General features: G+C 71.9%; 12 protein-coding genes and 1 tRNA gene. 7 read left to right on the top strand and 6 right to left on the bottom strand.

Translation table 11 applies throughout. The features are described 5' to 3' along the window. Nucleotides 1-46: 46 nt before the first annotated feature. The 3 genes from ACZ5WK_RS24900 to ACZ5WK_RS24890 all read left to right on the top strand — a co-directional run bounded on the left by ACZ5WK_RS24900 (nucleotide 47) and on the right by ACZ5WK_RS24890 (nucleotide 1609). Nucleotides 47-532, top strand: a complete 486-nt coding sequence (locus ACZ5WK_RS24900) for an HPP family protein (RefSeq protein WP_465550188.1) — start codon at nucleotides 47-49, stop codon at nucleotides 530-532. 77 nt (nucleotides 533-609) lie between these two features. After that, nucleotides 610-1371: an HNH endonuclease signature motif containing protein gene (locus ACZ5WK_RS24895; RefSeq protein ID WP_465550186.1), complete on the top strand. Its 762-nt coding sequence runs from the start codon at nucleotides 610-612 to the stop codon at nucleotides 1369-1371. Nucleotides 1372-1534: 163 nt separating this feature from the next. Further along, a tRNA-Leu gene (locus ACZ5WK_RS24890) sits at nucleotides 1535-1609 on the top strand. A gap of 66 nt (nucleotides 1610-1675) precedes the next feature. Here ACZ5WK_RS24890 and rdgB read toward each other — a convergent pair. The 4 genes from rdgB to ACZ5WK_RS24870 all read right to left on the bottom strand — a co-directional run bounded on the left by rdgB (nucleotide 1676) and on the right by ACZ5WK_RS24870 (nucleotide 4188). After that, a complete protein-coding gene (rdgB, locus tag ACZ5WK_RS24885; protein ID WP_465550184.1) occupies nucleotides 1676-2281 on the bottom strand; it encodes an RdgB/HAM1 family non-canonical purine NTP pyrophosphatase in 606 nt (201 codons plus the stop codon). A gap of 20 nt (nucleotides 2282-2301) precedes the next feature. Beyond that, entirely contained in the window at nucleotides 2302-2691 is a 390-nt protein-coding gene (locus tag ACZ5WK_RS24880; protein WP_396322707.1) for a hypothetical protein, read from the bottom strand. A 163-nt stretch (nucleotides 2692-2854) separates the two neighbouring features. After that, complete coding sequence (rph, locus tag ACZ5WK_RS24875) at nucleotides 2855-3580, bottom strand: ribonuclease PH (protein WP_405359964.1); 726 nt, start codon at nucleotides 3578-3580, stop codon at nucleotides 2855-2857. 227 nt (nucleotides 3581-3807) lie between these two features. Further along, the gene (locus ACZ5WK_RS24870; RefSeq protein ID WP_396322709.1) at nucleotides 3808-4188 is read right to left on the bottom strand and encodes a PTS sugar transporter subunit IIB; all 381 of its coding nucleotides are present in this window, start codon (nucleotides 4186-4188) and stop codon (nucleotides 3808-3810) included. A gap of 254 nt (nucleotides 4189-4442) precedes the next feature. On the opposite strand from ACZ5WK_RS24870, the gene ACZ5WK_RS24865 reads away from it, so the two are divergent. The 4 genes from ACZ5WK_RS24865 to ACZ5WK_RS24850 all read left to right on the top strand — a co-directional run bounded on the left by ACZ5WK_RS24865 (nucleotide 4443) and on the right by ACZ5WK_RS24850 (nucleotide 10590). Further along, the gene (locus ACZ5WK_RS24865; protein WP_465550181.1) at nucleotides 4443-5732 is read left to right on the top strand and encodes a PTS transporter subunit EIIC; all 1290 of its coding nucleotides are present in this window, start codon (nucleotides 4443-4445) and stop codon (nucleotides 5730-5732) included. An 809-nt stretch (nucleotides 5733-6541) separates the two neighbouring features. Beyond that, entirely contained in the window at nucleotides 6542-7819 is a 1278-nt protein-coding gene (locus ACZ5WK_RS24860; protein ID WP_465550179.1) for a PTS transporter subunit EIIC, read from the top strand. Between the two features lie 426 nt (nucleotides 7820-8245). Further along, nucleotides 8246-9307 (top strand): LLM class flavin-dependent oxidoreductase, encoded by a 1062-nt coding sequence (locus tag ACZ5WK_RS24855; RefSeq protein WP_465550217.1) that lies wholly within the window; start codon nucleotides 8246-8248, stop codon nucleotides 9305-9307. Beyond that, a complete protein-coding gene (locus ACZ5WK_RS24850; RefSeq protein WP_465550177.1) occupies nucleotides 9304-10590 on the top strand; it encodes an LLM class flavin-dependent oxidoreductase in 1287 nt (428 codons plus the stop codon). Before ACZ5WK_RS24855 ends, ACZ5WK_RS24850 begins: the two co-directional genes overlap by 4 nt. Before the next feature lie 140 nt (nucleotides 10591-10730). Here the strand turns inward: ACZ5WK_RS24850 and ACZ5WK_RS24845 are convergent, their stop codons facing one another. Then, nucleotides 10731-12074 carry a hypothetical protein gene (locus tag ACZ5WK_RS24845; protein ID WP_465550175.1) on the bottom strand — a complete coding sequence of 448 codons (1344 nt, stop codon included), beginning with the start codon at nucleotides 12072-12074 and terminating at the stop codon, nucleotides 10731-10733. A gap of 212 nt (nucleotides 12075-12286) precedes the next feature. Continuing rightward, nucleotides 12287-13033 (bottom strand): MBL fold metallo-hydrolase, encoded by a 747-nt coding sequence (locus tag ACZ5WK_RS24840; protein WP_465550173.1) that lies wholly within the window; start codon nucleotides 13031-13033, stop codon nucleotides 12287-12289. Nucleotides 13034-13185 lie beyond the last annotated feature (152 nt).

The following is a 13185-nucleotide window of genomic DNA, read 5'->3' as shown; positions in this document are numbered from 1 at the left end:
ATACTAACGATCGAATTTGTCCGTTGCCGTTAGGAGCAGCCCGGCCATGCCCCTCCCCAGCCAAGCCCCCGCCCGCCCCGCGACCACCAGCGTCCTCGCCTCCACCGCCACCGCCGTCACCGCCCTCCTCCTCCTGGTCGCCCTCGGCGCCCTCACCCACCAACCCCTCCTCATCCCCCCGCTCGCCGCCACCATGGCCCTCATGGCCGGCGCCCCCGACCTCCCCCTCGCCCAGCCCCGCAGCGTCATCGGCGGCCAGCTCCTCTCCGCCCTCACCGGCTACGGCGTCCTCGCCGTCACCACCCCCGCCTACTGGTCCGCCGCCATAGCCGGCGGCCTCGCCCTCGGCGTCATGGCCCTCACCCGCACCCCCCACTCCCCCGCGGCGGCCACCGCGTTCATCGTCACTCTCACCGCCCCCGCCGCCACCCGCTTCCTCCCCCTGCTCCTCCTCGCCACCCTCCTCCTCACCGGCACCGCCCTCATCGGCGCCCGCCTGACGGGCCGCAAGTACCCGAAGTACTGGTGGTGAGGCCGTAACCGAACGGGACGACGATCGTTCGCGCACATGGGGGACGGGCGCACACACAGGCCCGAAGGGGGACGACCATGCCGGTCAAGTACACCCGTGAGCTGCTCACGACACTCGCAGCGGAGTCGAACAGCGTCAACGACATCATGCGAAAGCTCGGCGTGCCGATGGCGGGCGGCACGCACAGCTACCTGAGCAAGCGGCTTCGGTTCTACGGGATCGACACCTCGCACTTCAACGAAGGCCGGCCGGACTACGGGCGCCGCCGGTACTCCCGGCAGCAGCTGGCCGAGGAAGCGGCCAACAGCGACAGCATCAACTCCGTCATGGCATACCTTGGAGTCACGCCCTACGACAGCCTGTACTCCTACCTCAAGAAGCGGCTGGCCGAATTCGGCATCGACACCTCGCACTTCACCTTCAGGGGCGACGGCCGCAACAGGATCGAGGCCCTCCCCAAGGACGCGCTGGCGCAGGCCGTGGCAACGCGCCGCAGCTTCCGCGGCGTCATTCTGGCCCTCGGGATGACCGACTGTGGCAGCTCCCGAACACTGGTCAGGGAGAGCATCGCCTTCCACCAGCGCGACACCGGTCACTTCACGGGGCAAGCACACAACAAGGGCCGGAAGACCGGGCCGCGGCGCAAGGCCGAGGAGCTGCTCGTGCAGCGTCCGCCGGGAAGCCACCGCGTGCCGGGCGACCGCCTCCGCGCCATGCTCGTACACATCGGGCACCCCGACATCTGCGAGATGTGCGGCGCCCCTCCGACCTGGCTCGGGCACGCCATGACCTTGGAGGTCGACCACATCAACGGCAACTGGCTCGACAACAGGCGGTAGAACCTCCGTCTCCTCTGCCCCAACTGCCACTCCATCACGCCCACCTACTGCGGGCGGAACAGGAGCCGGGACGCGCGCGCCGAGGGCATCGCGGCGTAGCGCGACCCTCGGCCGGGAAAGGTGCGGCCTGCGGCACAGTCAGCCGGTAGGCTAGAGCCGATGTGCGCCCGTACTCCAGCTGGCTAGAGAGGTGCGGTTTAGGTCCGCAGTGTCGTGGGTTCGAGTCCCACCGGGCGTACCGACTGAAATGGCCCGCCTGCCTTCAAATCGAAGGCAGGCGGGCCATCGTCGTTCCTGCCGCTCGTCAGCCCAGCAGTTCCTTCACCACCGGCACCAGCCCCCGGAAGGCCTTACCGCGGTGGCTGATGGCGTTCTTCTCGTCCGCCGACATCTCGGCGCACGTACGGCTCTCACCCACGGGCTGGAGGATCGGGTCGTAGCCGAAGCCGCCCTCACCGGCCGGCGCGGTCCGCAGGGTGCCGAGGAGGCGGCCCTCGACCACGCGCTCGGTGCCGTCCGGCAGTGCCAGCGCCGCCGCGCAGAAGAAGTGGGCGCCGCGGTGCTCCGCGTCGATGTCGGAGAGCTGGGCGAGGAGCAGGTCCAGGTTGGCGCGGTCGTCGCCATGCTTGCCGGCCCAGCGGGCGGAGAAGATGCCGGGGGCGCCGTTGAGGACGTCCACGCAGAGGCCGGAGTCGTCGGCGACGGCGGGCAGGCCGGTGGTCCGGGCGAGGGCGTGGGCCTTGAGGAGGGCGTTCTCGGCGAAGGTGACGCCGGTCTCGCGGACGTCGGGGATCTCGGGATAGGCGTCGGCGCCGACCAGTTCGACGTCCAGGCCGGCGTCGCCGAGGATGGCACGCAGTTCGGCGATCTTGTTCTGGTTGCGGGTGGCGAGGATCAGGCGGGTCGACATGAACCCACCCTAACCGGACGTCAGCCGGTGCAGACCTGGGTGAGGTTCCCCGCGGCGTCGCCGAGCGGCTTGAGGTCGGGGACCTGCTTGCCGTTGACCGCCTGCTGGACCTTGTCGACCTGGGTGTTGAGGTCGTTGATGGCCTTGACGACGTCGGTGTTCTTGGAGTTCTTGCCGAGCTGGTCGAGGTCGTTCTTCAGCTTCTGGAGCGCCTGTCCGGCGGCGGCCGCGTCGTTGCTCGCGTTGTTGTAGGCGTTGGTGACGTCGGCGATGTCGCCGGTGATGCGGACGGCGGTGTTGCCGCAGTCGAGCGCCTTCTGGGCGGCCGAGCAACTCACCACGCTGAGCGGGAGGATGGCGATCAGGCCGGCCACGGCGAGGGTGGCGGGGCGGGCGATGCTCTGGGGCATCCGGTCCTCCTGGGTGCGCGGGTTCCGTAAGGGGAGGACGCGCGGTGAGGGGTGCGCGGTTCCCGCATTCGGGTGCTGCGGGAACGGTAAGGGCTCCGGGCCCGGCCTGTACAGCGCCGGTGCCCGGAGCCCTCGGTTTTCGGAAGCGCGACCGGACCAGGTCTCAGGCCTCCAGGGCCTTGCGCTGGATCTCGTCGAGTTCGGCGCAGCCGAGGGTGCCGAGGTCGAGGAGGCGGTCCAGGAGGGCGCGGTCGAAGGGGGCGCCTTCCGCGGTGCCCTGGACCTCGACGAAGCGGCCGTCGGAGGTGCAGACGATGTTCATGTCGGTCTCGGCGCGGACGTCTTCCTCGTACCGGAGGTCGAGCATGGGGGTGCCGTCGATGATGCCGACGCTGACGGCGCTGACGCCGCCGGTGATGGGCTGGCCCTTGGCGCGGAGGATCTTCTTGTCCCGGGCCCAGGCGACGGCGTCGACGAGGGCGACGTAGGCGCCGGTGATGGCGGCGGTGCGGGTGCCGCCGTCGGCCTGGAGGACGTCGCAGTCGAGGACGATGGTGTTCTCGGCGAGGGCGCGGTGGTCGATGACGGCGCGCAGGGAGCGGCCGATGAGGCGGCTGATCTCGTGGGTGCGTCCGCCGATGCGGCCCTTGACGGCTTCGCGGTCGCCGCGGGTGTTGGTGGCGCGGGGGAGCATGGAGTACTCGGCGGTGACCCAGCCTTCGCCGCTGCCCTTGCGCCAGCGCGGGACGCCTTCGGTGACGCTGGCGGTGCACAGCACCTTGGTGTCGCCGTAGGAGATGAGGACGGAGCCTTCGGCGTGCTTGCTCCAGCCCCGCTCGATGGTGATGGGGCGGAGCTGTTCGGGGGTGCGGCCGTCGATGCGTGACATAGGAACCGAGCGTAGCCGCTTCTGCCGGGTGGTCCCGGTACGCCCCGACGGGTCCGGATCGGTGCCTGTGGGACCGGGTGGCGGGGTGCCGCCGGGGCTGCGGGTGTTGCCTGTCCGGGGTTGCGGGTGTTGCCCGTCCGGTGCGGCCGGGTTGCCCGGAAGTCCTCGGCCCGCCGCCCCTGGGCGGGGCCGGCGGGCCGGAGGGTGGTGAGCCGGGTGGGCTCAGCTCACATCATGTCTTCGATGTCGGCGGCGATCGGGTCGGCGTCGGTGCCGATGACGACCTGGATCGCGGTGCCCATCTTCACGACGCCGTGGGCGCCGGCGGCCTTGAGGGCGGCCTCGTCGACGAGGGAGGCGTCCTTGACCTCGGTGCGCAGGCGGGTGATGCAGCCTTCGACCTCTTCGATGTTGTCGATGCCGCCCAGACCGGCGACGATCTTCTCAGCCTTGCTGGCCATCTGTTGTTCTCCCTCTGTCTCGGCCCGTCGGCTGCTCTGCCGGGTGCCGTCCTGCGCTGTGCTCGGGTCCCCGGCCGAGGCTGGGGTGGGTGGCTGCCGGTGCTGACGCGGTTTCAGCGGCCGTCGCGCTGCACGGCAGCGCGACAAGCATCACCCGACCAGGACCGATCTGCCACGTTAGTCCACTTTTGGCCCATTCCGGCGCGCACGATCTGGATCTTCGTCCGAGAATGACGATCAGCGGGGCTTGCGCCCCGCCGCGCCCGGCCTGCGTCCCCAAGAGTGGTCTACACCAATATATGGGGTACTCCGATGAACGCGGGAAGGGCCCCCGGTGTTCCCGAGCCCCGCCCGACGGCCCAGGTGGCCAGCGGCCGGCAACTGCTCTCGGAGGGCGAAGGATGAGTTCGGCAGGCGCCACAGCCCCGCGGACCGTGTGGTGGCACAGCTTCTACGGCGGACTCCAGAAGATGGGCCGCTCGCTCCAGCTGCCGGTCGCGGTGCTGCCGGCGGCCGGCATCCTCAACCGGCTCGGACAGCCCGACGTCTTCGGCAAGGACGGGCTCGGCTGGGACAACATCGCGAAGGTCTTCGCGGCGGCGGGCGGCGCGCTGCTGGACTCCTCGCTCGGTCTTCCGATGCTGTTCTGCGTCGGCGTCGCGATCGGCATGGCGAAGAAGGCGGACGGCTCGACGGCGCTGGCGGCCGTGGTGGGGTTCCTCGTCTTCTACCAGGTGCTGCACGCCTTCCCCGAGGACTGCAAGGTGCCCACCGTCCTGGTCGGCAACCAGTGCGTGGACTACACCTCGGCGAAGGCCGCCGCCGCGACGTACCAGAACCCGGGCGTCCTGGGCGGCATCGTGATCGGCCTGATGTCGGCCTGGCTGTGGGTGCGCTTCCACCGCACCAAGCTGGTCGACTGGCTCGGCTTCTTCAACGGCCGCCGCCTGGTCCCGATGATCACCGCCCTGGTGGGCATGCTCGCCGCCTGCCTGGCCGTCTGGGCCTGGCCGCCGATCGACCGCGTGATGACCGACTTCAGCCAGGACCTGGTCGATCTGGGCTCAGGCGGCGCGGGGATCTTCGGCGTCGCCAACCGCGTGCTGCTGCTGATCGGCATGCACCAGCTGCTGAACACCTTCGTCTGGTTCCAGTTCGGCGAGTTCACCAAGCCGGACGGCGTGATCGTGCACGGCGACATCCCGCGCTTCCTGGCCGGCGACCCGACGGCCGGCCAGTTCCAGTCCGGCTTCTTCCCCATCATGATGTTCGCCCTGCCCGCCGCCGCGCTGGCCATCGCGCACTCCGCCAAGGTGCACCGCCGCAAGGAGATCTACGGACTGATGCTCTCGGTCGGCCTGACCTCCTTCATCACGGGTGTGACCGAGCCGATCGAGTACTCCTTCGCCTACGTCGCCCCGGTGCTGTACGCGGTGCACGCCCTGCTGACCGGTGCGTCGATGGCGATCACCTGGGGCCTGGGAGTGCACGACGGGTTCAGCTTCTCGGCCGGCCTGATCGACTACGTGATCAACTGGAGCCTGGCCACCAAGCCCTGGATGATCATCCCCATCGGGCTCTGCTTCGCCGCCGTGTACTACGCGCTGTTCCGGTTCATCATCGTGAAATTCGATATGAAAACACCCGGACGCGAGGACGAGAGTCAGGTCGAGGACGTGACTCGGGCATAAACCCAGCGTCACCACGAGCCCTCCGAAAAGGCCTTCGGACCATAGGCCCGAGGGCCTTTCGGCATATCCGGAACAGGCCGATGGTCCCGATACGGAAGTCCCGCCATCGGCGCGCCGGAAATTCGGCGACCCGGCCGGCCCGTGACCCGTCGCCCCGCCCCGGCACTGCGCGGGCGGGCTGGGTGGTAGCCGCTCGGCGCCCGCCCGCCGGCGCGGCTTCGGCGGGGGCGCCGGGTGGGGGAAAGATCGCCGCGGCGGCGCGGCGGGCCGGCCGGCAAATCCGCCGCAGCCGTTCCGCACGGGCGCCGCCACGGGTTTCTCGCGGCGAATGGGAGGGCGCGACGGAGTGCGGTGACAATCCCGGCGATGACCGGACGGCGGCCGGGGAGGTCGGATCCGCTCGCACCCTCCCCCGCCCGACCGCCCCGGCAGGCGGTCCGCACCCGGTCCCGCCCACTCCCGGGCCCGGCCGGGCCGCCCACGGACACCTCCGCCCGCCTCCGTCCGGTCTCCGCCGAACCGGCCACGGCCTGCGGCCGCCCCGCCGACCGACCCCCGCCGGACGGCCCGCTCTTTTTGTTGCGCAAATAGCCAAAATGCCAATCACGGCGGGTAATCATGATCGTCGATCCGCAAGTAGGTTTCGATTTCATAGCGCTTCTCACCAGCACCGCTTTCAGGGGTTCCCCCCCTTCTCCACCCGTGCTACAAAACTGGTCTACACCACGTGTGGTGTAGACCAGTTCGCGGTTCGGCCCCCTGTGCACCTACCCCCGACCGACCCGCCCTGCCGTTAGGAACCCACCCCCATGAGTCAGTCTGCGCAGGCACCGGCGCCCGCCGCGGCTCCGGCCACGCCAAGCCCCACCAAGAAGTTCGGCCAGAACCTGCTGCAGGGCCTGCAGAAGATCGGCCGCAGCCTCCAGCTGCCCATCGCCGTTCTCCCTGCCGCCGGTCTGCTGCTGCGCCTCGGCCAGGACGACGTGTTCGGCAAGGACGGCCTCGGCTGGAACAAGGTCGCCGCGGTGTTCGCCACCGCCGGTGACGCGGTCTTCGCCAACCTGCCGCTGCTGTTCGCGGTGGGCATCGCGATCGGCTTCGCCAAGAAGGCGGACGGCTCCACCGCGCTCGCCGCGCTCGTCGGCTTCCTGGTGTACAAGAACGTGCTGACCGCGTTCCCGGTCACGGAGGCCGTGGTCGCCGACGGCAAGTACACCGCCGCCACGTACCAGAACCCGGGCGTGCTCGGCGGCATCGTGATCGGTCTGCTCTCCGCCGTGCTGTGGCAGAAGTACCACCGCACCCGGCTGGTCGACTGGCTCGGTTTCTTCAACGGCCGCCGTCTCGTCCCGATCATCATGGCCTTCGTCGGCACCGCCGTCGGTGTCCTCTTCGCCCTGACCTGGGGCCCGGTCGGCGACGCCATCAAGAGCCTGAACGACACCCTGATCGGCGCCGGCGCGTTCGGTGCGGGCGCCTTCGGCCTGGTCAACCGCGGTCTGCTGCCCGTCGGCATGCACCAGTTCGTGAACTCCTACGCCTGGTTCCAGACCGGTGACTTCACCAAGCCCGACGGCACCGTCGTCCACGGTGACCTGACCCGCTTCTTCGCCGGCGACCCGACCGCCGGACAGTTCATGTCGGGCTTCTTCCCGATCATGATGTTCGCCCTGCCCGCCGCGGCGTTCGCCATCGCCCACACCGCCAAGCCGCACCGCCGCAAGGCCGTCACCGGCATGATGCTGTCGCTGGCGCTGACCTCCTTCGTCACCGGTGTCACCGAGCCGATCGAGTTCGCCTTCGTCTTCATCGCCCCGGCCCTGTACGTCATCCACGCGGTGCTGACCGCCGTCTCGATGGCCCTCACCTGGGCGCTCGGTGTGCACGACGGCTTCACCTTCTCCGGCGGCCTGATCGACTACGCCCTGGCCTGGAACAAGGCCACCGACCCGTGGATGATCATCCCGATCGGTATCGCGTTCGCCGCGCTCTACTACTTCCTCTTCCGCTTCGCGATCGTCAAGTTCAACCTCAAGACCCCCGGTCGCGAGGACGACGACGAGATCGAGGACGTCACCAAGGCCTGACGCCGAGGTACGACCCGCAGCACCCCCGGCCCCGCCCTGCCGCTCGCTCCCCCGAGCGGCAGGGCGGGGTCGTTCGCATGCCCCGCCCCTGTCGCGCCGTCCCTCGCCCCGTCCCTCCCTCCCCGTCCCATTCCCGGAGCCCCGCGGTGAGACGACGGTTGACGAACCGGCAGGGCCGCTGGTCAACTGAAGCGGTGAACGCCCGGCGCATCCTGGTCACCCGCAGCCACATCGACTTCGGTCGCGTGTGGTCGGCGGCGTGTTGCGCCTGACCTGACCGTTCCCCCGCCGCCGCCCGGCTGACGCCCCGCCGCGCCCCGGCCACGCTTCCCGTCGCACGTGACCGCCCGCCGCCCGGGCCGCCGCCGCGTGCCCGCCCGCACCGCGCTCACACCGCTCCCGTACGAGGAAAGTCAAGGCCTCGCCATGCCCCGCCAGTTGCACCTGTCCGCAGCCCTCGACAGCCCCGGCCGCTTCGACGCCGGGCACTTCGCCGCTCTCGCCCGCCTCGCCGAGCGGGCCGCACTGGACTTCGTCACCCTGGACGACTCCTACACCCCCGAACCGCAGCGGCTCGACGCACTCGCCACCTTCGCACGGCTCGCCCCGCGGACGCGCGGGCTCGGCCTGGTCCCGACCGTCACCACCACGCACACCGAGCCGTTCCACACCTCGATCGCCGTCAACACCCTGGACTGGGTGAGCGAGGGCCGGGCCGGCTGGCTGGTCGGGGTCTCCGACACCGAGGCGGAGGCCAGGGCCTTCGGCCGCAAGGACGTCGCCCCGGCCGACGTGCTCTGGGCCGAGGCCTCCGACGCCGCCGAGGTCGCCGCGCGGCTCTGGGACAGCTGGGAGGACGACGCGGAGATCCGCGACACCGCCACCGGCCGGTTCATCGACCGCGACAAGCTGCACTACGTCGACTTCGAGGGCCCGCACTTCTCCGTCCGCGGACCGTCCATCACCCCGCGCCCGCCGCAGGGCCGGCCGGTGGTCGCGGTGTCCGTCGCCGCGGCGGACCTCGCCCCGGACGCCTCCCCCGGCGGGCGTGCCCGGGTGGCGACGGCGATCCGCCACGCCGATGTCGTCCTGCTCGACGCCCCCGACCGGGCGACCCGGCTGACCGCCGCCACCGGACTGCGGCTGCGCTCGGGCGAGAGCCTGCGGATCCTCGCCCGGCTCGACGCCGCTCTCCCCGACGGGAGGGCCGTCGCCGCGCTGACCGCCGAGCTCGCCGAGGGGAGCGGCGGCGTCGACGGCTTCCACCTGGTGCCCGCCGACCCGGCCCGCGACCTGGCCGCCCTCGCCGACCGCGTCGTCCCGGCGCTGCGCGGGCGCGGGCTGTTCCGCGCCGGCTACACCGGTCGCACCCTGCGCGACCACCTCGGTCTGGCCCGCCCGGCCGGCCGCTACGCCCCCGCCGCCGAAGCGCCTGCCGCGCCGGCCGCCGCCACCGCTCTGACCAGCGCCTCCGAGGTGACCCGATGACGGACCGACCGCTCAAGCAGATCCACCTCGCCGCGCACTTCCCGGGCGTCAACAACACCACCGTGTGGACGGACCCGGCCTCGCGGAGCCAGATCGAGTTCGCCTCCTTCCGCCATCTCGCAGAGACCGCCGAGCGCGGGAAGTTCGACTTCCTCTTCCTCGCCGAGGGCCTGCGGCTGCGCGAGGTGAAGGGCCGGATCCACGACCTGGACGTGGTCGGCCGGCCCGAGTCGATCACCGTCCTGGGCGCCCTGGCCGCCGTCACCACCCACCTCGGCCTGGCCGCGACCGTCAACGCCACCTTCAACGAACCGCACGAGCTGGCCCGGCGGTTCGCCTCGCTGGACCACCTCTCCGGCGGCCGGGCGGCCTGGAACGTGGTCACCTCCTCGGACGCCTTCACCGGCGAGAACTTCCGCCGCGGCGGCTACCTCGACCGCGCCGACCGGTACACCCGCGCCGCCGAATTCGTCCGGCTGGCCCGGGAGTTCTGGGACGCCGGAGGCAAGACCGTCCGGCACCGGGGCCCGCAGTTCGACGTCGAGGGCCGGCTCTCGCTGCCCCGCCCGCCGCAGGGGCACCCGGTGGTCATCCAGGCCGGGGACTCCGACGAGGGGCGGGAGTTCGCCGCCGCCGCGGCCGACATCATCTTCAGCCGGCACTCCACCCCGGCCGCCGGCCGGGCCTTCCACGCCGACGTGAAGCGGCGGCTGGCCGCGTACGGGCGCAAGCCGGACGAGCTGAAGATCATGCCCGGCGTCACCTACGTGCTGGGCGACACCGACGCGGACGCCGCCGAGCGGGCAGGCGAGATCCGCCGGGCCCAGGTCGGGCCACTGACCACCATCGCCTACCTGGAGCAGGTCTGGGGCATCGACCTCTCCGACCACGACCCGGACGGCCCGCTGCCCACCGTCGACCCGGTGGTGGACAGCCCCCTCGTCCAGGGCCGGACCAGGATCGGCGACCCGCTGGAGACCGCCGCCGAGTGGCGTGCGGTGGCGGCCGCGAAGAAGCTCAGCAGCCGCGAGCTGGTGATCGAGGTGACCGGCCGGCAGTCCTTCATCGGCAGCGCCGGGACGATCGCCGCCCAGCTCGACGAGCACGTCCAGAGCGACGCGGCGGACGGCTTCATCCTCGTCCCGCACCTCACCCCGGGAGGGCTGGACGACTTCGTGGACCAGGTGGTGCCGCTGCTCCAGGAACGCGGGGTGTTCCGCACCGAGTACACCGGGACGACACTGCGCGACCACCTGGGCCTGCCGGTGCCCGGGCGGCGCTGAGGCGTACCGGCAGGAGGCCCGCCACGGACGCCGGGTCTCGGATCCGGCGCGCGGAACCGGCACTGGCCGACCCCGGTGGCCCGAACGGGTCGCCCCCTCCGCCCGGAGCCGGGCGGAGGGGGCGAGGGGGTACCGGGGTGTCAGGCGGAGCGGCGGCGGAGCAGCGCGAACGTGGCGGCGCCGGCACCGAGCAGCAGCGCGGAGGCGCCCGCGAACAGGCCGGTGTGGTCGCCCTCGGCGCCCGTGCTGGCCAGCCGCTCGGCCGGCTCGGGCGCAGCGGCCACGTTTCCGGACGAGCCGGGGGCGGCGGCCGGGGCACTCGGCGCGACCGCGGCGGCCGACGCGGCCGGGGCACTCGGCGCGACCGGCGCGACCGCGGCGGCCGGGGCGGCGGCGATGTCGGCGGCCGGCTTCGGCGCGGATGCGGGTGCGGTGCTCTTCGGCTTCGGCTCGGCCGGGGCGGCGGGGCCGGTGCCGCCCGCCTTCGCCCCGGTGTCCCGGGTGACCTGGACGGTCGCGCTGTCCGAGCACTCCGTGGTGCCGAGGAAGGGCCGGTCGAGCGGCTCGTTGACGAAGACGCAGGGCTGCAGCCGGGTCGGGCCGCTCGGCGTGCCGGCGGGGTAGCTCACCCGGACCCGCTTGGTCTCCGTGCTGTTGGGCGCGGCCGAGGAGTCGAGGCCGTCCAGGTAGAAGCCGACCTGCCCCGGGTCCGCCGCCCCGCGGGGCGCCGGGCGCAGCGCCGTCCAGCGGCCGTCGGTGCCGCGCACCTCGAGCTTGGCGTGCTTGTCGGTGAAGAGCACGTTGCCGAGGTTCACGTAGGCCGACGGGGTCGGGTTGCGCAGCACCGCGTCGAACTCGATGGGCGCGCCGCCGGCGACGGCCGTGTGCGGGACCCCGGTGATGGCGTTGGAGACCGTGCCGACCTTGATCTGGTGGGTGTCGGAGAGCGGCGGCTCGACCGAGTGGTCGAGCCACCAGCCCTTGACGCCGGTGCGGAAGCTGACGACCGGGCCGACGCCGCCGTTGCCGGCGCCGTCGTGGGGCTTGCCCATGGGCGCGCCGAGGCGCAGGCGGACGTCGGTTCCGCCCGGCGGGACGACGATCTTGCCCGCGACGCCCGAGAAGACGATCTTGTCCCCGTGGGTGCGGGACTCCAGCGCGATGTTCTCCCAGTCGCCGAGGGAGTTGACGAACCCGAGGCTGAGTGCGTCCCGCGGCGCCCCGAGGGAGGTCTCGACCGAGAGTTCCAGCGCGACGGCGAAGCCCTGGTCCCCCGGGTTGCCGATGGTCTCGGTGAACTCCACCGGCGCGCCGGCGGCGCCGATCACGGCCGGGGCGTGGACGGCGAGGCTGAGCGGCCCCGCGTCGGCGAACGCCGGCGTGGCGGTCACCGTGGCGCCGGCGACCAGCCCGGCGGTGACGACGACGGCCGGTACGACGCCGCGGATTCGGCGCAGGGCACGGTTGAGCTGCTTCTGACGCATGGCTGTTCCCCCCGGAACCTGCCCGGCCGGCGCGGACGCCTCCGGGCAGCACGATGTGGACGTACTGGTGACATGGGTGGTTGCCGGCCTGACAGGCCCGGCCGTTACGAGCGGCTTCCCCGCCGCTCACTTGGATAGACGTCCGGGGGGACGGGAGGTTGCGGGTGGTTCCGAAGATGTTTTCGTGACCGCGCGAACCGCCGCCGACCTGCTCAGATCTCGTACACCGCGCCGGCCCGGGCGATCTCGACGGGGCCGGTGAAGGCGGCGGCGGCGTCGCGGCGGTTGTGCTCGGCGTCGGTCCACGGCGGGATGTGGGTGAGGACGAGCCGGCGGGCGCGGGCGGCGGTGGCGTGCTCGCCGGCTTCGCGGCCGTTGAGGTGGACGGCCCGGTAGGTGTCGCGGCCGTCGATGTAGGCGGCTTCGCAGAGGAAGAGGTCGGTGTCGCGGGCGAGCTCGACGAGTTCGGCGCTCTCGCCGGTGTCGCCGGAGTAGACGAGGCTGCGGCCTTGGTGTCCGACCCGGAAGGCGAAGGCGTCGACGGGGTGGTTGACCTGGGCGACCTCGATCCGGAACGGGCCGAGGTCGAAGGTGCCGGGGGTGAGGGTGCGGAAGTCGAAGACCTCCTTCATCCCGGGGTTCTCCGGCATGTCGTAGGCGCGGGCGAGCCTCTCGGCGGTGCCGGCCGGGCCGTAGACGGGCATCGGGTCGGGACAGCCCTCGGCGCGGTAGTTGCGGGCGACCCAGTAGGCGCAGAGGTCGACGCAGTGGTCGGCGTGCAGGTGGCTGAGCAGGACGGCGTCGACCTCGTACAGGTCGACGTACTTCTGCAGGGCGCCGAGTGCGCCGTTGCCGAGGTCGAGCACGACGCGGTAGCCGTCGGCCTCCACGAGGTAGCTGGAGCACGGCGAGTCGGCGGACGGGAAGCTCCCCGAGCACCCCACCACGGTCAGTTTCATCCGAGCCCCTCCGCCCCGACACGTCCTGGCTGCCGCTGGTCATGACAGTGCGGGGCCGGTGAACCGGCCGGCAGCGCTGCCCTCGCGTGTGTCGAGGGTAAGGGCGGAGGGGCACTTTGCCCCCGTCTCCGTGCCGCGCTGTGGCTGGAATC

This window comes from Kitasatospora sp. NPDC032757, assembly GCF_055579305.1.
The sequence above is the reverse complement of the archived record's forward strand: the minus strand, read 5'-3'. Positions and strand labels throughout refer to the sequence as shown.

Bases quoted from the DNA above. Each gene is read 5' to 3' on its own strand.
- ACZ5WK_RS24840 (WP_465550173.1), bottom strand. From the start codon at position 13,033: ATGAAACTGACCGTGGTGGGGTGCTCGGGGAGCTTCCCGTCCGCCGAC.
- ACZ5WK_RS24860 (WP_465550179.1), top strand. From the start codon at position 6,542: ATGAGTCAGTCTGCGCAGGCACCGGCGCCCGCCGCGGCTCCGGCCACG.
- ACZ5WK_RS24895 (WP_465550186.1), top strand. From the start codon at position 610: ATGCCGGTCAAGTACACCCGTGAGCTGCTCACGACACTCGCAGCGGAG.
- ACZ5WK_RS24880 (WP_396322707.1), bottom strand. From the start codon at position 2,691: ATGCCCCAGAGCATCGCCCGCCCCGCCACCCTCGCCGTGGCCGGCCTG.
- ACZ5WK_RS24855 (WP_465550217.1), top strand. From the start codon at position 8,246: ATGCCCCGCCAGTTGCACCTGTCCGCAGCCCTCGACAGCCCCGGCCGC.
- ACZ5WK_RS24900 (WP_465550188.1), top strand. From the start codon at position 47: ATGCCCCTCCCCAGCCAAGCCCCCGCCCGCCCCGCGACCACCAGCGTC.
- ACZ5WK_RS24850 (WP_465550177.1), top strand. From the start codon at position 9,304: ATGACGGACCGACCGCTCAAGCAGATCCACCTCGCCGCGCACTTCCCG.
- rdgB (WP_465550184.1), bottom strand. From the start codon at position 2,281: ATGTCGACCCGCCTGATCCTCGCCACCCGCAACCAGAACAAGATCGCC.
- ACZ5WK_RS24845 (WP_465550175.1), bottom strand. From the start codon at position 12,074: ATGCGTCAGAAGCAGCTCAACCGTGCCCTGCGCCGAATCCGCGGCGTC.
- rph (WP_405359964.1), bottom strand. From the start codon at position 3,580: ATGTCACGCATCGACGGCCGCACCCCCGAACAGCTCCGCCCCATCACC.
- ACZ5WK_RS24865 (WP_465550181.1), top strand. From the start codon at position 4,443: ATGAGTTCGGCAGGCGCCACAGCCCCGCGGACCGTGTGGTGGCACAGC.